Raw genomic sequence first — 19,561 nt, 5'->3', positions numbered from 1 at the left:
GAATCAAGGCTAGGTCGAAGCCGCACCTGCGAGTTTGGCAGTTTCGGCGTGATTGCGCAGGTGTTTCTCGTGCGGGCGCCAACGCGCGATCACCGGCCGCTTGAGCGCGCGCCCGTGTAACGTCCCGTATTCCGTTCGGCGCAACTCGTCGGCAATGCAAATCCGCATCGTATCGGCATCGATCCACAGGCGTCCAAGGTCGAAAAGAGTGTGGATGTCACCCCGTAAGAGCAAGCCGTTGTCCAGACGGTTCGAATGCTCGCCAAGATACGGAATAATGTGCGCAGCCTCAAGCACGTCAACCGCCGTGCATCCGGTCACCGCGCATGAGCCCTGATATGCCTCGATCAAGGCTTTCCGAAACTTCGCTTGGCCACGCCGCACTACAACACCCTGCAGCGCTCGCTGACGAGCGTCTTCCAGCGAGTCAATGGCGGATCGGGCCGCCGCGATCGCCTGTTCGGCGGTTGCGAGTGCGTCGCCAATGGGATTCCGCCGGCGGTGGATCGACGCAGACGACCCAGAGAACGATTTGGTCGTCTTGATGAACACTTGGAGATCAGTCAACTCATCGTCGCACCGGACTTTAATGTCGACTGCGTGGTAATCGCGCCCGTACGCGTCCTTCAACGGCTTGGAAGGCCATGGCCTGCGTTTGCGGGGTCGATACAGAGGAAACCGCACGATGACGTGCTTAGCCCTCGCCACAACCTGAATAGTCCAGCTGATCGAATCGCCTACCACCGGGTCAAACCGATACTCGACTTCGTTTGCGGTCCGATTGATATAGCCGTGATCGTCGCCGATGTAGTGGTCTAGGAGCAAGCGGATGACTCGCCTCAAATTGGAGGCAGCTTCGGCATGTTTTCGCATCCATTCATGAGCAAACGGCGATGCTTCAATATTCGGGTCTCTGTGGCGCGGCATGGATCGTCTCGTACGTTGGTTGTGTTTCCCGTTCTCTTGTCGAAGTCAGAGCATAACGACCAGGACGCCGACGTGGCCATAGCGAGCACACGTCTGGGTAACTTTATCGTTGAGCCTAGTTGAGGATGTGACATTGCGTACCAGGCCGGAGGATTCTACGTTGTCATCGCAAAATGATCGACCATGCCTTTCACTGTTGTATGTGGCGTCGACATCTAGACAACGGCTTCCTGGCCGTCTCTAAATTCGCATAATCGCCAGTTGGGACGTTGCCGGAGCGAAGTACATCGCACCGCTGCAAACTCTCCGATGACAAAACAATGCGTGGCAAGAAGATCAGCGATCGACAGCATCGAAAGGTTGGCACCGGGCGTCGTTGCAATAGCAATTTGACGATCCCATCCGCGATAATCTGCCAGGCGAGGTGCCTTGTTGCTCATACCGGCTGCGCCTCCGCGAGCACTCGCGCCCGGAATCTATCCGGCAGAGCATTCGGCGTCAGCACGTCTACTACGACACCGAGCAAATCGGCCAGCTTGTAACGAATGATCCCGACGTTGATCAACGACATATCCGGCAGCGGCTCCACCAACAGGTTAAGATCGCTTTCGTCCGTATCCTCACCACGCAGCACGGAGCCGAACACGCGCGCGTTCGAGGCGTGATTGTCTTCCACAATCCTGCGAATCTCCGCGCGATGCGCGTTCAGTGCGATAGACGGCCTCACGAAAAGCTCCTGATGATGGACTCATGACATACCCGCAGTCGGGGGCGTTGTGCAAAGCGCGAGCGCTCGCTTCTTCATCCCGATCCGCTGCGGGAACAGCTCACGGGTCATGCCAAGCTCGCTCATCGCATGACGAAGCAACGCCTGCGGTGTCTGTGACGTTTCCTTCTTCACGAAGCGATCCCCGGCTTGTGCTCGTTCACTTCGTCATACATGACGTCGGGTGCGATATCCGCGCCGTTCGGCCAAACCACTACGCCGTCGCAGATCGTTGCCTGAGCAAAATACGACTCGTCGGCCAGAGGGGCGAATACACTGCTGAATTTGTCTTTCGACATATCGACAATGCCCTTCAGACCATCGGCAAATGACACCTCGAGCCGATGACCGGACAGAACCTTCAGCGTTGTTACGCTCCATGCAATCATCATGTCCACTCCAAGGGAAGAATCAGTTCCTAGTCTTCGAAAAGAATATGCTCACCAGCGCGCGACTGCATCCGGACCTTGCCCTCGCTACGCATCACGTTCTGCCATGCAACGATCGCCTCTGCAACCGCTTCCTCTTCGCCGCTGAACGCAAGCACGGTTTCACCGCATGCGGGGCAGATGCCGCCAAAGGCAGCGTGAATACCTCGCATGTTTCGCGTGTCCATGGCATCGAAGTCGGTGAAAGCCGTTTTGCAGGCACCACACACCAGCTGTTCCGGACGTAGCGCATCCATCTTCGCCCTCCGAACACGGTCACACCGTGGTCGATCAAGGGCAAGCAGAGGTCGATGATCTGGAACGTGTTGTCGGTGGCCACCTCAAGCAGGTCGTTGGCGCGGCGTGAGGCGGTAGACTTCGCGTCCGGGTCGGTGGCTGCATCGCGCTCCATCCGCAGTCGGACGATTTCGTCAAACTCACGGGCATCCTTCTCGAACAAGGTGCGCAGCGAGGGTTCGATCGCGCCGAGTTCATCGAGCAGGTGGCGCAGTGTGACCTCGGTATTGCGCTCGGGATTCTTCTGCAAGCTCTTCAGGCACACCGTGCGGATGAGTTTGACCGCCAGCAGTCCCATGAGCGCCGCGGCGCTGCCAGAGCCGGGCGATGCTTGACCGGCGCCGAAGGCGTCGAGCAACTGATTGGTCGGCTGCGCGAGCAGCTCGGCCTCAGGAAGTACGTGGTCGGTCACGAGGGGGCCTCTTCCTAGGGTTTTGCGTCCTATTTGGCCAGGGTCGCGGCAAGAGCATTCTTGCCAAGAATGTCTGTCAGCTCCGCTGTGATTGCGTCCACTCGACGCGACTCATCTGAAATTGCGCCAGAGACCGATTTGTTCGAACCAATAAACTCGACGAGTTCCGCGCGCTCGTGCAGGAGCCGCTCGACCACTTCGTAGTCGAGGCCTGGCAGCACGACCGAGATAACGTTTGACTTCAGCATGTGTCTGTCCTTTTTCCTACTCAAATGGAGTCGCCGGCTTGCGCCCGGAACGCTTCGATTGCCGAAATGTGGACTCGATAGAGCGCTGCCTCGTGCTCATTGAGAGACAGCGCATTCACAAAAGTGGGCTGCACATAGAACGAAGGGTCGCCGCTGACTCGCGCACCAACTACGTACCAAAGAAGCGTCCGAGGCGTATACCCTCGCTCCCGCCCGCTCGCCTGAACGTCCTGGCGCACAGCTTTGTTCATAGCATCCATCGCGACGTCCCGGCCTTTGTGAGCGAAGACCGTCAGCATCCGGTCCAAGATAACGCCGGGATTGCCGACGAATGACAGTTCGGTGTTGTCCATACGTATCCGCCCGAGAACCCCCGTTATTGAGCGAACGTCGCTGATGGCTGAGGATTCTCCCATTGCGATGACGGGAGGATATCCATGCTTGAAGCGGAGAAGTTGGCTGAGGATGCGGCGGATGTGAGTTCGGCGCCGGCGAGAAGGCGGCGCAATCGTGGGACACGGCCGTGGCGAGAGGTCATAGGCGAGTTTCGAGCAAGCGGGTTGACGATCCAAGCCTATAGCGAGCGAAGTGGGATTTCCCGCTCCTCGATGACGAGGTACTTGGCGCTTGCTCGCCACGCCGAGCGAAGCGGTGACGTGCAACAGAACGCGGGCGCCACGGTTGCGCTCGCTCAGACCATGGCGGGGTTTATGCGCGTTGGCATCGTCGATCGCGCGATGGACGCTACTGGCAACGGCAGTTCGTGCGATGTGCCGGAGTTGATCCTAGGCAATGGAGTTCGGCTGCGACTGCCTGCGTATGCGCTCGAGCCTTTGCTGCAGGCGATGATCGACCGTATCGGTGCGGGGGCGCGATGATGATGCTGTCGACGGCAGTGAAGGTGTACATCGCCGCCGAGCCGATCGACATGCGCAAGTCGATCGATTCGCTTTCGATGCTTGTGCGCCCGATGTTCGATCAGGACGCCCTGAGCGGACACGTGTTCGTCTTCTATGGTCGGCGTCGCGACAAGATCAAGGTTTTGGTCTACGACCGCACGGGATTTTGGCTGATGTACGAGCGATTCGAGAGCGGCTCGCTGGCCGATCCCGCGACGATCGCGCGGCGTGGCATCTCGCTCGCCGAGCTCACGACGTGGCTCGAAGGAATCGATGTCGGTGTGCGCCGTCGCGTGCGTGCGGTGAACGCAACGGTGGTCGCATGAATCGCGAGGATATACCCATGAGCGGGTCGATCGCAGCGATAATGCTGACCTATGCAACCGCTCAACGTCCCTGCCTCGAAACAACCCTTGCCGATGGCATTGGGGGCATGGAGCCTTCCCGAATTACTCGACGCGATTGCGACGCGCGATGCGACGATCGAGCAGCAGCAACGCGAGATCGAACGGCTGCGCGAACGGCTCGAGGGGCAAAGCGAAGTGCTAGCCAAGACGCAGCAAGCGCTGCTCGAGATGCGGGCCAAACTGACCCATGCGCGGCAGGACATGTTCGGGGCGAGCCGCGAGCGCATGAGTGCGTGGCAACTGGACATCTTCGATCAGGCGCACGAAGCACCCCTGCCGCCGCAGCAAGGGTCGGCCAGCGCTGCCAAGCGATCTGCCGATCGAGCGCGTCGTGCATCCGATGCCGGAACAGGAGTTGTCGCAATACGATCGGGTGACGGTGATCGGCGAGACAATCACGCGAACGCTCAAGTACACCCCGGCCAAGATGTCGGTGGTCGAGCATGTGTGCCCGCGATATGCACTGGTCAAGAACGGCGTCTCGACGGTGCGCGGCACGACGTTCCAAGCGTCCCCGCTGATAAAGAGCAACGCGAGCCCGGAACTGCTCGCGCGCATCGTCGTGGCGCACTTCGACTCTGGCCTGCCGTTTTACCGGCTGGAGGAAGAGTTCGCGATGCACGGGCTTCGCATTTCGCGCAATACGATGAGCGACTGGACCATTCGGCTTTCGAGGCTGGTGTCGCCGCTGTACGAGGCGTTCGCTCGGCAGTTGCTCAGCGCGCCGGTGATCTTCGGCGACGACACGCCGTTTCCACAGTTATGCAAGCAACTGGAGCGCACCAAGACGGTCCGGCTGTGGGGCTATGCGAGTGCGGGAGCGAAGTTGCTCGATGGTCAGTGGGTGAGCGTTCCCAAGGTGATCTACTACGACTACACGTCGAGCCGGGCCGGCCGCCATCCGATGGCGCTGCTGGGCAACTACGAGGGTTATCTGCAAGCCGACGATTACTCGGGCTGGGCGGCGCTGTTTCGCGGCGGCAAGGTTCGGCACGTGGCTTGTCACGTTCACGCGCGCAGGATGTTCTACAAGATCTACCGGCAGCTTCGCAAGGAATCGCCGCAGACCGCCCACGAGAGCGTGGCCGCGCAGGCACTGGCGTGGATCCGCAAGCTCTACGACATCGAGCGCAAGCTGCGCGATGCCGATCCGATAGCGCGAAGACGAGTGCGACAACTGGAATCGGTGCCCGTTTTACGCGACTACCAGCTTTGGTTGCAGGCCAAGGCGAACGAAGTGCTGCCCAAGTCGGCCCTGGGCCGGGCCATTGCCTATTCGCTGTCCAATTGGGAAGCGCTTACGCGCTATGTGGACGACGGCAATCTGGCGATGGATTCGAACCTGATCGAGCGGGCCATCCGCAGAGTCGCCATCGCTCGCAAGAACCATCTGTTCTTTGGCTCCGAGGCCGGGGGCAAAGCCGCGGCGGTGTTCTACAGCATGCTGGCGACCTGTCGGGCCAACGATATCAACCCGTACGATTACCTGAGCGACGTGCTCGGGCGAATCAACGACCACCCGATCAACCGGATCGAGGAATTGGCACCCTACAACTGGAAGCCCTCTGGCGTGGCCGGATCGGCATCGAGCGTGGCGTCGACGTCGTCCTTGCCGGCTGCCAGCTCGGCGACGCGGCACTGAATCGAGCTCGCGCATCAAGCGGAACGAAACGATGAATAAGGCAAGCGCGGGCAAGCCCGAACGCAAGATCTCCGAGACGATTCTGGACTTCGGCGAGCCGCTTCTCTCCGAGGCGATTACCGAAGACACGCCGATCGCCGTGGTGCGTGAGATATACAAGCTGGTGGTGCTCGTTTGGAACGCGCATGTCGCGGCCACCTCCCGCTGGGGCGACCCCAGTTACCTACAGATGCTGCAGCAGTTGGCCGCCTCGCCGCAGATGCCATCGGAAGCACGTGACTGGATCGGCAAACTCTCGAATCGCTGGCGGGAGAAGTTTGCCGACGCCAAGTACTGCGTTGGCCATTGGCACGTCAAGATCAAAGACGACGATACCCTGAGCTTCTACTGCGACGCGCGGGAAGCGCCGCGGCGATAGTCCTTCGTCGCGCACGCTGTCCCCTCAACGGCGACGACGTCGCTACGTATCGGCGTCGCTGCCGCTGACCACGCTCCCCCACGGTACTCGATCTTCCGCGAAATCGGGGGCACTCGCTACTACGGGGATTCTCGGGCGGATACGTCCATACGGCAGTGTCAATGATCGCCGCTATGGAGCCAAACCGGGATCGGCGTATTGGAGCCACCGCAGGATCGGCGTAAAGGAGCCAGCGGATGATCGCCGTAATGGCGCCACTTCAGGATCGCCGTAAAGGCGCCAGCCGATGATCGGCGTAATGGAGCCACCGGCGCCGTAACCGGAACGCGTTTCGAACTTCCATCAACTGGTTACCCTTCGAGCTTTGCTCGGAGGGGCCGTGGGTAACAGGAGGTTCGAAGTGTTTGAGTACCGCCAAGTCCTCGCGCGCATGCGTCAGGGCGATTCCGACCGAGACATCGCCCGCGCCGGGCTGATGGGCCGCAAGAAGTTAGCGACCATCCGCGACGCCGCCCTCCAGCACGATTGGCTCAACCCCGCGCGGCCCATGCCCGACGACGCCGTGCTGGCCGCCATGTTCGGCCGCAATCCCCAACTGCCGCGTACCTGCGTGTCGACGCTGGAGCCATTTCGCGATCTGATCACGCAATGGTTCAACGCCGACATCCAAGGCACCACGATCCATAGCGCGCTTCAGCGCAATCACGGCTATACCGGCAGCTACTCGGCCGTGCGCCGCTTCCTGCAGGCGCTCAGTGTTGAGCGCGGCGTGAAGGCCACGACCGTTCTCGAGTTCGCACCGGCTGACGCCGCGCAGATCGACTTCGGCGCCGGACCGCAACTGCTCGACGCCGACGGCAAGCCGGTCAAGACGTGGTTCTTCGTCGCGACGCTGTGCTGGTCGCGCCATCAGTACGCCGAACTCGTGTTCGATCAAACCGTGGCGACGTGGCTCGCCTGCCACCGGCGGGCGTTCAACTGGTGGGGCGGCATCCCCGCACGGATGATCATCGATAACGCCAAGTGCGCCATCACGCGGGCCTGCATGTATGACCCAGAGGTGCAGCGCTCTTACGCCGAGTTGGCCGAAGGATACGGCTTCAAGATCGACGCATGCCCGCCGCACGATCCGCAGAAGAAAGGGATCGTCGAATCGGGCGTCAAATACATCAAGAAGTCCTTCCTACCGCTGCGTACGTTTCGCGATCTGCCCGACGCCAACCGCCAGTTGCATCAGTGGGTCATGAGCGAGGCGGGCAACCGCATGCACGGCACAACACGCGAACAGCCGTTGGCGCGCTTTGCGCTCGAGAAGCCGCTATTGAACGCGTTGCCCGACGTGCCGCCGGTGTTGGCCGCCGAATGGACCAAGGTCAGCGTTCATCGCGACTGCCACGTGCAATTCCATAAGGCGCTGTACTCGGCGCCGTGCGTCATTCAGGATCTGGCCACCGGCCGTTACCTGCAGGAGAACGCCAACGTGCTGATCGCAGGTCCCACCGGCGTCGGCAAGTCGCATCTCGCGCAGGCACTGGGCCACTGCGCGGCTCGCCAGGGACATGACGTCCTGTTCCTCACGCAGACCAAGTTGCCTCCTGCGATCGACGGCAGATAGCCCGAACTGACGATGACCGAAATCATACTTTCGATGGAGGAGTCGTCAGCGACGTCGAAGGTCTTTCCGTGAGGCGCATCGCAGTCGTCTCCAGCCGATACACTCGCTCTTGACACATAGACGCGCATCTTGTTTTCCGCGCTACATGCGAGGGCGCGGCGCCGAAGTCTGACCCGGTGTATCGAATTCATCCAGCAGCGTTTGCAAGTCTTGGCGCATCGTCGGAAGGTCGGTTTTGATGGTCGCCCACACTATGTCCAGGTCTACCTTGAAATAATCGTGTGCCACAATGCTCCGCATTTTGTAGCTGAACTTCCACGGCACATTGGGGTGCTGCTTCACAAACGCGGGATCATGCTTGAGAACTTTGTTGCTGGCCTCACCGATAATTTCGATGTTGCGAATCACTGCATCAACCACAAGATTGCTCGCGCCAAACGCGTCTCTGTCCATATCACCGATATAACTCTCGATACGGTCGATCGCTTCAATCATGTGGCCGAGATAGTCAGGCACCCGGAGTTCCTTGCCGCTCATACAGGTTGAGCCTCCGCCATGACGTGTGCGCGGAATTTTTCCGGAAGGGCATTCGGTGTCAGCACGTCTACCTCTACGCCCAGCAACTCCGACACACCGCATTCGATCGCGCCGACATTCAACAATGTCATGCCAGGTTTCGGCTCGACGAGGAGATCCAAGTCGCTCTCGACGGTATCCTCGCCGCGCAGCACCGAGCCGAACACGCGCGCATTAGAAGCTCGATTGCTTTCCACGATCCTGCGAATCTCCGCGCGGTGCGCGTTCAGTGCGACAGAAGGTTTCACGCGAATCTCCGGTTGATTGGAATTACTATATACCCCCATTGGGGGTATATCAAGCCCTTTTTTCGTTCCACTCCAAAATCTCGCGAACATACGCCCAAACCACGTCGGGCATGTTCCTGAAATCACTTGTCCCCGCAGGAGCAAGCCACTTATCGAGCGTCTTCTCCGGCACGCTGATTCGTTGGGCAAAGCTCGCACGAGTCATCCCCAGCCGCTGAATCGCGCCCTTCAAAAACTCTTGCTGCGAAAGGGTTGAGGATTGCTCCATGACCATCAGATCACCCCCCGTACGATCGCCGACAATCGCATTGGATCGCCTTCTACGAGGTTCTTAACGGCAGACAGCGACGAAACGCCAATAAGCTCCTGAATCAGCTTTAGTGAACGTCCGTCGCGATGTAGGCGCACAGCAAACGTGCGTCTCGCGGCGGAGGCATTGCCGCCCTCGATCCCTGCTTGCTGATGCAGCCGCCGCACAATCTCCGTCAGACTTTCACACGAATAGCTGATCGCGCCAGCGACGGTGACGCGCTTCGTGAATGCAAACGGTCCGCCGTCACCGGTCAGAAAGAGCGGCCCGTGGGGGTCTAGCCCGCGATACGCGGCCGGAGCAGTCGTGACGCCATGGCCTGCGGCCAGTCGATACGCGAGGTAGTCGTCGATCGCGCTGCAAATCTTTTCGTTCGCCCACACCAAGGGGCGAGGCTTCCCGTTAAAAGCGATTTCGGCACGAACAGTAGAGTCAACACGTACAGCCCCGTCCGCTTTCAGATAGTCCGAAACTACGAGCTTTGCGGCCTCGTTCGGCATAAGCCCCGTGCCATAGAAAACGAGTAGCAGCGCAACGTCGCGCATAGGGCTTTGCCCCGTAACGGCAGCCACCTTGAGCGCGTGGCGAAGCTGATGAGGTTCGATAACTGGAGGTTTTGCCATCTCGTAATGCCATTCGATTTCATGGTATTACGAGAAAGTATGCCCGCGCGCAAGTGCAAACGCAAATGCGGGCCGCACAGCAGCTCGCTTCCTCGGGAAAACGCCCCCGCCGACGCGCAGCGCGAAGCCGCAATGGATAGCCTCCCAACCCGCCCCCGCCCCACCTCACACCGTCCCCTGCGGCGCGACAACCGCCGCCTCCTTGATCTGCCGAAAGATCAAAGCGGACCCCAGCGTGATCACGCCCACGCAGACGAACGCCATCCTGAACCCCATGGCCGTGGCGCTCGACTGCTCTGAAAACACCTTGACCAGCGCCCCGCCGATCGACACGCCCAAGCCCATGGCCAACATCTGCACCATCGAGAACAGGCTATTCCCACCGCCTGCGTCTTCATGCGACAACCCTTTGAGCGTGACGCTGTTCATCGCCGCGAACTGCATCGAGTTGGCCGCGCCGAAGATCGCAAGAATGACGGCCTCGACAACGAGCGGCGTATCACGAGTAATCAGCGCGAACCCCACGATCGATCCGCCGACCACCAGCGTGTTGAACAACAAAAACATGTCGTACCCATAGCGGCGAATCAACGGCGCGATCCAGCGCTTCGCCACCGTACCTGCCAATGCCGCGGGCAACATCATCAGCCCAGACTGCAGCGGCGTGTAACCCAACTCGAGCTGCATCAGCAGCGGAACGAGAAACGGCACGGCGCTCGAGCCGATCCTGCACACGAGATTGCCGATCAAACCAACACTGAAATTCGGCTCGCCGAACAACGATAATTTGAACAACGGGTCACGACGTCGCCGAGCATACGGCACGTAAGCCAGCATCGCGACGAACCCAAGCAAGAACAAACCGCTCGACCAACCCACCCGATGCGATTCGAACGGCACATCCACCGCCAGGGAAAACGCGAGCATGCACAACGACAGCAGCGCGCAGCCCGCCAAGTCGAACGGCGGAGCCGACGACTCGGTTTCGCGCGGCAAATACCGGTGCACCGCCACCATGCCGACCAAGCCGATGGGCACGTTGATGAGGAAGATCCAATGCCACGTAGCGGCCTCGACGAACCAGCCGCCGAGCGTCGGCCCGACGATCGGCCCAACTTGGCCCGCAATCGAAATCATGGCGAGCGCCGAGACATATTGCTCTCCGCGCACCGTGCGCAGCACGGCAAGCCGCCCGATCGGCAGCAGCATCGACCCTCCGACACCCTGCAACACCCGCGCGATCACGAGCTGCCCGAGCGTATGCGCACTCGCGCAGCACAGCGAACCGAGCACAAAGATCAAAATCGCGGAAAAGTACACGCGGCGCGTGCCGAAGCGGTCGGCCAGCCACCCGGACGCGGGCGTCAGCATGGCCATCGTCAACGTATAGGCGACGATAGCCGACTGCATCGCCAACGGCTTCACGCCGAGGCTATGCGCCATGGAAGGCAGCGCGGTATTGACGATCGTCGTATCGAGCGCCTGCATGAAAAAACCTGCAGCGACGATCCACAACAATGCCGTATGGGTGGAGTTCTTGTTCATCCGAAGCGCTTGAATGCGCCGCGCGAGAACGCCTGGCGCATTAGACTAAAACCTGATCTCGACATGATATTGAAATCGGTTCCAATCGAGAACCCCACTGGCGGCATTGACTGTTATCGGCGTTGCCGATAACAATGCGTCATGCTCAACCCTATCTGGTTAAACACGTTCGTCACCGTCTCGGCGTGCCACAGCTTCACTGAAGCGGCTCGCCGCCTGGGCTTGACGCAATCGAGCGTCAGCGAACATATCCGTCGCCTCGAGCAGGCCGTCGGGCGCCGGCTGTTGGTGCGCGATACGCACTCGTTGTCGATGACGGCCGACGGCGAGGCGATGCTCGCGCATGCCGGCGTGATCCTGCAAGCCATCAACCGGGCGGAATCTCAGTTTCGCGGGCCGAGGCTGAAGGGGCGCGTGCGTCTGGGCTCGTCCGACGATATCGCGCTGGGTCCGCTGCCGACAGTCTTGGCGGCGTTTCGCAACGCTCACCCCGATGTCGAACTCGAGATCACGATCGGCATGACAGGAAGGCTATACGAACTGCTCGATGCCGGGTCGATCGATCTCCTGGTGGGTAAGCGCCGGCTCGGCGACAAGCGCGGTGTGCCGTTGTTCACAGGGCGGCTTGAATGGCTCGCGCGCCCCGGCACGCAAGTGGACCTCGATCAGCCGCTGCCGCTGATTCTCGTCGCGGAGCCCAGCGTGACGCGGGCCGTCGTGCTCGACACGCTCGCGCAAACCGATTTCCGCTGGCAGGTGGTCTGCACGAGCAGCAGTCATTCGGGCTGCATCGCCGCGGCGCGCGGCGGTCTCGGCATTACGGTTCGCGCGCAATATCTCTCGGCGCGCGGGCTCGCTCAGCCCGTCAACGCCGCGAGTCTTCCCGCCCTACCCGACGTCGAATTCATCGCGCTCGCCGCCAAGCGGCTCAGCCGTCCAGCCGGCACGCTGTTGCAACTGCTGTACGACAGCGACTTGCGCGGGTCGTGGATCGGCGAATGATTCGCATTCGCCGCACACGCGTTCAATCGTCGACCGGCGGCGTCAGGTAGGGACTGTCGACGCCGGGCTCGTAACGCCGCGCGCCGATCTCCATGCGCGCAATGCTCTGCAAGTGAACCTCGTCCGGGCCGTCCGCGAATCGCAGCGCGCGCCCCCACGTCCAATGGTCGGCCAGCGGCGTATCCGGGCTCAAGCCCATCGCGCCGAACGCTTGCATCGCCCGGTCGCACACGGCCGTATGCACGCCCGGTACGAGCGCCTTGATCATCGAGATCTCTTTGCGCGCCGCCTTCGCCCCTACGTTGTCGATCATCCATGCCGTCTTCAGCACCAATAGCCGAGCCTGGTCGATTTCGATACGCGACTTCGCGATCCACTCGCCCACCGTGCCGTGCTCATGCAGCTTCTTGCCGAACGCGGTGCGCGCCTGCGCGCGCTCGACCATCAACTCGAGCGCCAGCTCGGCCGCGCCGATCGAACGCATGCAGTGATGAATGCGCCCGGGCCCGAGCCGGGCCTGCGCCAGCGCGAAGCCACTGCCTTCCTCGCCCAGCAGGTTCGCACGCGGCACGCGCACGCCTTTGAATTCGATCTCGCAGTGTCCTTCGGGCGCGACATGATTGACGACCGTGATATTGCGCACGACCCTGACGCCCGGCGTGTCGCGCGGCACGAGAATCATGCTTTGCTGACGATGGCTCGGCGCTTGCGGGTCGGTCTTGCCCATCACGATGACGAGCTTGCAGTTCGGATGCGCCGCGTTCGTGATGAACCACTTTCGCCCGTCGATGACGTAGTCGTCGCCGTCCGGGCGAATCGATGTCGTGATGTTCGTGGCGTCCGACGAGGCCACGGCCGGTTCCGTCATAGCAAACGCCGAGCGGATCGTGCCGTCGAGCAGCGGGTCGAGCCATTGCTTGCGCTGATCGGGCGTGGCGAACATATGGAGCAGCTCCATGTTGCCCGTGTCCGGCGCATTGCAGTTGAACACTTCCGGCGCCCAAGCCACGCGGCCCATGATTTCGGCAAGCGGCGCGTACTCGAGATTCGTCAGACGCGTGCCGGGTTCGTCGTCGCGAAGATGCGGCAGAAAGAGATTCCACAATCCCTCCGCGCGTGCGCGTTCTTTCAACGCTTCCATGAACGAAACCGGGTATTGCCCGGCGGCCACCTCCTCGTTCCATTGGCGAATGCGCGGCACGATGTGCGTGTCCATGAACGCGCGCACTTGCGTGCGCAGTGTCTCGACCTTCGGGCTATATGCGAAGTCCATCGCGATCTCCATCGATTCCGTTAGAAAGGCTCGCCAGCATTCAAATCAACGCGACGCCCATGCCTGCCAGCGCACCGGCCATGCTGCCCACTTGCTCCGCGCTCGCGTTCGACGCGTTCCCGCTCAGCGCGCGTTTCTTCACGCCCTGGGCGATGGCGGCCAGCCGGAAAAAACTAAAAGCCAGATAGAAGTTCCAGTGCTCGATCGCCGGAATACCGCGCAGCGCGCAGTAACGTTCGACGATGGCCGTCTCGTCGGGCAACCCGAGCGAGCGCCGGTCCAGCCCGTCGAGGCCCACGATATGGCCGCTAGGCGGTAGCCGCAAACACATGCAGAAATACGCGAGGTCCGCGAGCGGATTGCCCAGTGTCGACAGCTCCCAGTCGAGCACGGCGCGCACCCGTGGCGCATCCGGCATGAAGATGAGATTGTCGATGCGAAAATCGCCGTGCACGAGCGAGGGCTTTCCGCTCTGCTCGGGGCAGCGCGACGGCAGCCAATCGATCAGCGCATCCATCGCCTTCAATTCTTCCGTCTGCGCGGCGCGGTACTGGCGCGTCCACACGTCGATCTGGCGCGCGAAATAGTTGCCCGGCCGGCCGTAATCGGACAGCCCCACTTCGTCGACATCCACATCGTGCAGCGACGCCATCGTGCTCAGCAACGCGTCGTAGATGGGCTCGCGATCGCGAGCGGCGAGTTCGGGCAGCGCCGGATTCCAGAAGATCCGCCCCGCTTCGAAGCTCATCACATAGAACATGCTGCCGATAACAGCCGGGTCTTCGCAAAGATGATAGGCACGCGCGACCGGCACCTTCGTTCCGGCCAGCGCGGACAACACCCGGTATTCGCGGTCCACGGCATGGGCGGATTTGAGCAGCGTGCCGGGCGGTTGCCGCCGCAGCACATAGTCGCCGCTTCGGGCCTTCAACAAGTAGGTTGGATTCGATTGACCGCCGGAGAATTTCTCGACGGCCATCGGCCCCTCGAATCCCGCGACATGGGCCGTGAGATAACTCGTCAACTGGTCGATGTCGAATTGAAAGCTAGCATTCATGGCGTGCTGTCCGTCCCGATCGTGTTCAACCATAGGTGACGAATTCGTGCCGCTCCGCGCGCTCGAGGTGCGGTACGGCGTTGAAGCTGACGAGCGACATCGCGGCCTCGTTGAAGACGTATTGGCAGACGCTGCTGTTGCGGATCTGCATGTTCAAGGCGATCGCGGCGGCATCGGGCGCCTGCAGAATTTGCTGCGCCGTCACCGCGATCGGCCCGCCCGAACTGACGACCAGAACACGCCTGCCGCCGCCGCGCTGAATGTCCAGGCGAGAGCGCTCGACGCGCGCTTGAAACTCCGCCCACGTTTCGGGCACCGGGCCGGGGAGACGCGCTTCGGCCCACAACTGCAACACGTGCTTGAGCGCCCGATAGAAGTCCTTCTTCGAACTCGTCGAGGATACGCGCGACGGCGAGCCCTCTTCGCCGAGCGCCGCGAACAACGCGCTGAAATCGTATTCGTCGAACCCGGCGTCGCGCCCGGTCTCGAGCAGCGGGCCGCCCATCCCGGCGACGATTTCGTCAGCGGTTTGCCCGTGCCGCTGCATCGTTCCGGTCACGATGCGATCGAACCGCAACCCGGCCTGCGCGAAGTACTCGCCTAGCCAACGCGATTGAGTTCGCCCCGCGGGCGAGAGTTCATCGTAGTTGCGCGCGCCGAACGACGCTTGACCATGCCGCACGAAATAGAGTTCCGCCATGTCGTCCTCGTCCCTTCATGGATCAGCAGAATACTCAACGGCAGTGCATTCATGAAATTTATTATTGAAATACCGCGCAATAAATTTTTGTGACACCTTACTCGACACACGTCGCCCAGTCGTTACTGATTCATCTCCCGCATCAATCGGCCCACTTGTTCGCGCAGCCAAACGTGCGCCGGATCGGCGGTCGCGCTGCGGTGCCAATAGCAGTGCCACTCGAGCTTCGGCAGCGGAAAAGGCAATTCGAGAATGCGGGCGTCGTAACGCTGAAGCAGCACGAGCGGCGCCGTGAGGACGAGCTCGGTTCGCATCGCAATCAACGGGGCGACGAGGTAATGCTGAACGCGCGTCTTGATCGAGCGCCGCAAGCCTAGCCGATTCAATTCCGCATCGACGAGCCCCGGGCCCTGCGGACGGCTCGATACGTGGATGTGCCCGAAGCCGAGGTAATCGTCGAGCGTCAGCTTCTTCTTTCGATAGGGGTGGCCGGGGCGCAGCATGCAGGCATATCGGTCGCTGCCGAGCGGCGCCTGGTCGAGGTACGGATCGTCGATCAGCGGCGCGTCGATCGCGAGATTGACGGCGCCGCTCGCCAGCGCCTGCGGCACGTCTCGGCGGGCCGTGGGGTAGCTTTCCAGGCGAATGCCAGGGGCGAGCCGCTGCAGCACCTCTTCCAACGCGGGCAGCAACAGCGCCTCCGTGAGGTCGGTCATGCTCAGACGAAACGTGCGCTCGGACGTGGCGGGATCGAAGCGGCCGCCGGCGTGCGTGCTCGAATCGAGGAGCTGCAGCGCTTCGCGCACCCGCCCGATGATGTTTTCGGCGGCAGGCGTCGGCACCATCCCCGACGACGTGCTGACGAACAACGGATCGTCGAATGCCTTGCGCATGCGGGCCAACGCGTTGCTGACGGCAGGCTGGGTGATGAACAACGCCTCGGCGGCGCGCGTGAGATTTCGCGTCCGATAGACGGCTTCGAATACGACGAAAAGATTCAGATCGACCTTGGATAAGCGCATGTTTTCGTATGTCCTCGACGCCCGCTGCTTGCGAAGCCGTAGTGCTCTCAAGGATCCGCAGCGGCGAATCGCAAGGTACCACGGAAGCGAAGCGCAACGAGCACACAAGGCCCGGACCGGCCCATCACACGCGCGCGAGTTGATCCGCGTCAAGCCGGGCGTTCTCGAAGCGCGAAACAATCGATGACGACACCCTCTGCGAAGAGGCAACGATGGACTCGGAAGCATCGCAGGGCACGAACATCGACGCCAATGCCGACGCCGACGCCGATGCAAGGCTGCTCGCAATCGTTCGCGCGCTGAGCCGTGAACTGCACGGCAACGAGAGCGGCTACCGCGAGCCCTCGCTCGCGTCGCACTTCGAGCGCGATCTCGGTTTCGACAGCTTGGCCCGCGCCGAACTGCTCGGTCGAATCGAGGAAGCATTCGATCGACAATTGCCGATCGAAGCGTTCACGACGGCCGCCACGCCGGCCGACCTCGTTCGCCTGTTGACAGGCAAGGCGGCTCGCGCGCCAGCGCAGCCCGCCGACACCTCGCGCATAGCGGGCGCGGCGATCTCGGGCGCGCCGGCCGCTCCCGCCGGGCTCGTCTTTCCTCGGCATGCGGCGACGCTCGTCGAAGCGCTGCATTGGCATGCCGACGAGCACCCGGAACGCACGCATATCGTGTTGATCGGCCCGGATGGAACAAGCGAAACACGCATCGCCTACGGCGAACTGCGCGAACGCGCCGTGCACAGGGCGGGCGGCTTGCGCGCGCTCGGTATCGATCCGGGCGACACGGTCGCGCTGATGCTGTCCACGACCTCCGATTATTTCGTCACGTTCATGGCCGCCCTGTTGTGCGGCGCGATTCCCGTTCCGATCTACCCGCCCCTGCGCGCCGATCAAGTTGCCGAGCATGTCGAGCGCTATACCACTTTGCTGACGTGCGCGGGGGTCAAGGCGCTCATCACGTTCGACGAGGTCAAGACCGTCGCTCGTTTGCTCGGCGCGCGCGTGCCGACGTTACGCCATGTGCTGACACCCGAGCACATCGCTTCGCTGCCGCTGAATGCGGCGGTGAGTGTGCATGCCGCGGACATGGCCATGCTGCAGTACACGTCCGGCAGTACCGGCGCGCCCAAGGGCGTCATCCTCACGCACGCGAACCTGATCGCCAACATCCGCGCGATGGGCGAGCGCATCGACGTCGGGCCCGACGATGTGCTCGTCAGCTGGCTGCCGCTCTCGCACAACATGGGCCTGATCGCGGCTTGGCTAGCTCCGCTTTATTTCGGCATACCGCTCGTCATCGCCTCGCCGCTCGTTTTCCTCTCGCGTCCGGAAACGTGGCTGGCGATGATTTCGCGCTATCGCGGGACCATCACGGCCGCGCCGAACTTCGCTTACGACCGCTGTGCACGCCATTTGCCGGACGGCGTGCTCGCCGGCCTCGATCTCTCTTCGTTGAGGCTCGCGGTATGCGGCGCCGAGCCCGTCAGCCCCAAAACGATGCGCGCTTTCTCCGAGCGCATGCGCCTCGCGCACTTCGACGCGCGCGCGATCACGCCTGTGTACGGGCTCGCCGAAAATACGCTCGCGTTGACGATTCCTTCGCCCGGTCGTGCGCTAGTGACGGACAAGGTGGCGCGCACCTCGCTCTCGCACGAACATCGCGCGATGCCCGCGCCAAGCGATGAAGACACGATCGAAGTCGTCTCCTGCGGGCCGGCGCTATCCTGCTCCGAGCTGCGCATCGTGGGCGACCATGGCCGAGTTCTCCCCGATCGCTACATCGGGAAGATCGAATTTCGCGGCCCGTCCGCCACGGCCGGCTACTATCGCAACCCCGAACAAACGCAACGTCTCATGGACGACGATTGGCTCGACAGCGGGGACCTGGGATACGTCGCCAATGGCGACCTCTTCGTCACCGGCCGCGCCAAGGACATGATCATTCGCGGGGGCCGGCACTTCTTCCCCTACGAGTTGGAAGACGCAATCGGCCGCCTCGCCGACGCCGTGTTGGGCGGCGTCGCGGTATGCGGCGTGACCGATGCGGATACAGGCACGCAAAGCGTCGTCATCTTCGCCGAAACGCCGCAGATGGATGTCACGCACCGCAGCCAATTGCTGGAACGCATCAATGCGGCCACCGTCGCCTGCTTCGGCGCTCCAGCCGAACGCGTCGTGCTGCTCCCGCCTGGCGCGATTCCAAAGACGCCCGGCGGAAAGATTCAACACGCCGCCATGCTCGAGCGATTCGAGCAATCCGAACGGGCGCATCGCACGTTGGACCAAACGAGTGCGCCGAGGCCGTTGTGGCGGCAACTGTTGGATATCGCCGCCGGCAGCGTCCGGCTTCTTTTCGGGCGAACGGCCGCGCGCACCTCGTCGATCGACTTCGGGTTATGGTGCTGGGCCGTCGCCGCGGCGATCGCGTTCGTGCTTTGGTTTCGCGTCGCTTTGAGCAAAGACGAGTCGCGCAACTGGCAGGCGGCCGCTCGCGGCGCACGCCTCTTTCTTCGGCTGACGGGTTTGTCGCCCGACGTCACGGGTGCGCCTTCCTCGTTCCCCGCCCCCCCTTCGATCGTCGCCGTGAACCATACGAGCTATCTAGACAGCGTGGTATTGATGGCCTGGCTGCCCCAGAGCGGGCACTTCGTCGCGAAGCGAGAACTGGCGAGAGCGCCGTTCGTCGGATTGTTCCTCCGGCGATTGGGCACACGGTTCGTCGAGCGAGCGAACTATCGCCAAAGCCTCGAAGACGAAGCGCAGCTCGAACGCGCGGCGAGCCATGAAACCTTGATCTTCTTTCCCGAGGGTACCTTCGGGCGAGCGGCCGGGCTGGGAGCATTTCATCTCGGCGCCTTTCGCGCAGCGTGCGTCGCGGGCCGTCCGGTCGTTCCCATCGCGTTGCGAGGCGTGCGGGCAGTGCTGCGCGACGGCGACTGGCTACCGAAGCGCGGGCAGATCGAATTGACGGTGTTGCCGCCGATCATGCCGGCCGGCGCCGATGTGGGTTCCATGGCGAAACTGCGCGACGAGGTGCATAACGCCATATTTGTGCATTGCGGCGAACCGGAACTGGTCGGGCTCGCCCAGAGCGCACGCCTGCAATCGGCCGAGTCGGCTTCGGCGCCCTGGCCTTAAGCTCGCGTT

At 62.0% G+C, this 19,561-nt stretch carries 22 protein-coding genes and 3 pseudogenes; 8 read left to right on the top strand and 17 right to left on the bottom strand.

Features of this window, described 5'->3' with window-relative positions; genetic code table 11:
• Positions 1 to 9: 9 nt before the first annotated feature.
• From ACTHNR_RS20830 to ACTHNR_RS20795, 8 genes and pseudogenes are all read right to left on the bottom strand, one after another.
• Complete coding sequence (locus ACTHNR_RS20830; protein ID WP_440549554.1) at positions 10 to 927, bottom strand: HNH endonuclease; 918 nt, start codon at positions 925 to 927, stop codon at positions 10 to 12.
• Positions 928 to 1,142: 215 nt separating this feature from the next.
• Positions 1,143 to 1,367, bottom strand: a complete 225-nt coding sequence (locus ACTHNR_RS20825) for a hypothetical protein (RefSeq protein ID WP_440549553.1) — start codon at positions 1,365 to 1,367, stop codon at positions 1,143 to 1,145.
• The gene (locus tag ACTHNR_RS20820) at positions 1,364 to 1,654 is read right to left on the bottom strand and encodes a nucleotidyltransferase family protein (protein ID WP_440549552.1); all 291 of its coding nucleotides are present in this window, start codon (positions 1,652 to 1,654) and stop codon (positions 1,364 to 1,366) included. Before ACTHNR_RS20820 ends, ACTHNR_RS20825 begins: the two co-directional genes overlap by 4 nt.
• A gap of 170 nt (positions 1,655 to 1,824) precedes the next feature.
• Entirely contained in the window at positions 1,825 to 2,085 is a 261-nt protein-coding gene (locus tag ACTHNR_RS20815) for a DUF2442 domain-containing protein (RefSeq protein WP_440549551.1), read from the bottom strand.
• A gap of 26 nt (positions 2,086 to 2,111) precedes the next feature.
• Positions 2,112 to 2,378: a hypothetical protein gene (locus tag ACTHNR_RS20810; RefSeq protein WP_440549550.1), complete on the bottom strand. Its 267-nt coding sequence runs from the start codon at positions 2,376 to 2,378 to the stop codon at positions 2,112 to 2,114.
• Positions 2,379 to 2,413: 35 nt separating this feature from the next.
• Positions 2,414 to 2,830: pseudogene (locus tag ACTHNR_RS20805) on the bottom strand (cyclodeaminase/cyclohydrolase family protein); the annotation flags it as partial.
• A 29-nt stretch (positions 2,831 to 2,859) separates the two neighbouring features.
• Positions 2,860 to 3,078 (bottom strand): hypothetical protein, encoded by a 219-nt coding sequence (locus tag ACTHNR_RS20800; RefSeq protein ID WP_440549549.1) that lies wholly within the window; start codon positions 3,076 to 3,078, stop codon positions 2,860 to 2,862.
• Positions 3,079 to 3,098: 20 nt separating this feature from the next.
• Positions 3,099 to 3,431, bottom strand: a complete 333-nt coding sequence (locus tag ACTHNR_RS20795) for a hypothetical protein (RefSeq protein ID WP_440549548.1) — start codon at positions 3,429 to 3,431, stop codon at positions 3,099 to 3,101.
• Between the two features lie 84 nt (positions 3,432 to 3,515).
• Here ACTHNR_RS20795 and tnpA point away from each other — a divergent pair, with 84 nt between their 5' ends.
• The 6 genes and pseudogenes from tnpA to ACTHNR_RS20765 all read left to right on the top strand — a co-directional run.
• Positions 3,516 to 3,956, top strand: a complete 441-nt coding sequence (tnpA, locus tag ACTHNR_RS20790) for an IS66 family insertion sequence element accessory protein TnpA (RefSeq protein ID WP_440549547.1) — start codon at positions 3,516 to 3,518, stop codon at positions 3,954 to 3,956.
• Positions 3,953 to 4,303: an IS66 family insertion sequence element accessory protein TnpB gene (gene tnpB, locus ACTHNR_RS20785; RefSeq protein WP_440549546.1), complete on the top strand. Its 351-nt coding sequence runs from the start codon at positions 3,953 to 3,955 to the stop codon at positions 4,301 to 4,303. Before tnpA ends, tnpB begins: the two co-directional genes overlap by 4 nt.
• A 412-nt stretch (positions 4,304 to 4,715) precedes the next feature.
• Positions 4,716 to 6,026 (top strand): IS66 family transposase, encoded by a 1,311-nt coding sequence (gene tnpC, locus ACTHNR_RS20780; RefSeq protein WP_440549545.1) that lies wholly within the window; start codon positions 4,716 to 4,718, stop codon positions 6,024 to 6,026.
• A gap of 31 nt (positions 6,027 to 6,057) precedes the next feature.
• Positions 6,058 to 6,444: a hypothetical protein gene (locus ACTHNR_RS20775; protein ID WP_440549544.1), complete on the top strand. Its 387-nt coding sequence runs from the start codon at positions 6,058 to 6,060 to the stop codon at positions 6,442 to 6,444.
• Between the two features lie 400 nt (positions 6,445 to 6,844).
• A pseudogene (istA, locus tag ACTHNR_RS20770) lies at positions 6,845 to 7,873 on the top strand (IS21 family transposase); the annotation flags it as partial.
• A 3-nt stretch (positions 7,874 to 7,876) separates the two neighbouring features.
• A pseudogene (locus ACTHNR_RS20765) lies at positions 7,877 to 8,035 on the top strand (ATP-binding protein); the annotation flags it as partial.
• Between the two features lie 165 nt (positions 8,036 to 8,200).
• Here the strand turns inward: ACTHNR_RS20765 and ACTHNR_RS20760 are convergent.
• The 5 genes from ACTHNR_RS20760 to mdtD all read right to left on the bottom strand — a co-directional run bounded on the left by ACTHNR_RS20760 (position 8,201) and on the right by mdtD (position 11,361).
• On the bottom strand, positions 8,201 to 8,596 hold the full coding sequence (locus ACTHNR_RS20760; RefSeq protein WP_440549543.1) for a HepT-like ribonuclease domain-containing protein: 396 nt from the start codon (positions 8,594 to 8,596) through the stop codon (positions 8,201 to 8,203).
• A complete protein-coding gene (locus ACTHNR_RS20755) occupies positions 8,593 to 8,883 on the bottom strand; it encodes a nucleotidyltransferase family protein (RefSeq protein ID WP_440549542.1) in 291 nt (96 codons plus the stop codon). The genes ACTHNR_RS20760 and ACTHNR_RS20755 overlap by 4 nt, the downstream gene beginning before the upstream one ends.
• A gap of 49 nt (positions 8,884 to 8,932) precedes the next feature.
• A complete protein-coding gene (locus tag ACTHNR_RS20750; protein ID WP_440549541.1) occupies positions 8,933 to 9,157 on the bottom strand; it encodes a transcriptional regulator in 225 nt (74 codons plus the stop codon).
• Entirely contained in the window at positions 9,157 to 9,816 is a 660-nt protein-coding gene (locus ACTHNR_RS20745; protein ID WP_440549540.1) for a tyrosine-type recombinase/integrase, read from the bottom strand. Before ACTHNR_RS20745 ends, ACTHNR_RS20750 begins: the two co-directional genes overlap by 1 nt.
• A gap of 165 nt (positions 9,817 to 9,981) precedes the next feature.
• Entirely contained in the window at positions 9,982 to 11,361 is a 1,380-nt protein-coding gene (gene mdtD, locus ACTHNR_RS20740; RefSeq protein WP_440549539.1) for a multidrug transporter subunit MdtD, read from the bottom strand.
• 141 nt (positions 11,362 to 11,502) lie between these two features.
• Between mdtD and ACTHNR_RS20735 the strand changes: the two genes are divergently transcribed.
• On the top strand, positions 11,503 to 12,363 hold the full coding sequence (locus tag ACTHNR_RS20735) for a LysR family transcriptional regulator (protein WP_440549538.1): 861 nt from the start codon (positions 11,503 to 11,505) through the stop codon (positions 12,361 to 12,363).
• A 22-nt stretch (positions 12,364 to 12,385) separates the two neighbouring features.
• On the opposite strand, the gene ACTHNR_RS20730 is transcribed toward ACTHNR_RS20735, so the two are convergent.
• From ACTHNR_RS20730 to ACTHNR_RS20715, 4 genes are all read right to left on the bottom strand, one after another.
• A complete protein-coding gene (locus ACTHNR_RS20730; RefSeq protein WP_440549537.1) occupies positions 12,386 to 13,636 on the bottom strand; it encodes an acyl-CoA dehydrogenase family protein in 1,251 nt (416 codons plus the stop codon).
• A gap of 40 nt (positions 13,637 to 13,676) precedes the next feature.
• The gene (locus ACTHNR_RS20725) at positions 13,677 to 14,693 is read right to left on the bottom strand and encodes a phosphotransferase (protein WP_440549536.1); all 1,017 of its coding nucleotides are present in this window, start codon (positions 14,691 to 14,693) and stop codon (positions 13,677 to 13,679) included.
• A gap of 25 nt (positions 14,694 to 14,718) precedes the next feature.
• Positions 14,719 to 15,393 carry a histidine phosphatase family protein gene (locus tag ACTHNR_RS20720; RefSeq protein WP_440549535.1) on the bottom strand — a complete coding sequence of 225 codons (675 nt, stop codon included), beginning with the start codon at positions 15,391 to 15,393 and terminating at the stop codon, positions 14,719 to 14,721.
• A 122-nt stretch (positions 15,394 to 15,515) separates the two neighbouring features.
• Positions 15,516 to 16,415, bottom strand: coding sequence for a LysR family transcriptional regulator (locus ACTHNR_RS20715; protein ID WP_440549534.1), 900 nt, complete (start codon positions 16,413 to 16,415; stop codon positions 15,516 to 15,518).
• A gap of 212 nt (positions 16,416 to 16,627) precedes the next feature.
• On the opposite strand from ACTHNR_RS20715, the gene ACTHNR_RS20710 reads away from it, so the two are divergent.
• Positions 16,628 to 19,552, top strand: coding sequence for an AMP-binding protein (locus ACTHNR_RS20710; RefSeq protein ID WP_440549533.1), 2,925 nt, complete (start codon positions 16,628 to 16,630; stop codon positions 19,550 to 19,552).
• Positions 19,553 to 19,561: the final 9 nt, after the last annotated feature.

Source organism: Trinickia sp. (genome assembly GCF_051954495.1).
In the GTDB taxonomy this organism is placed as follows: domain Bacteria; phylum Pseudomonadota; class Gammaproteobacteria; order Burkholderiales; family Burkholderiaceae; genus Trinickia.
This window is presented reverse-complemented; position numbering and strand designations above follow the sequence as displayed.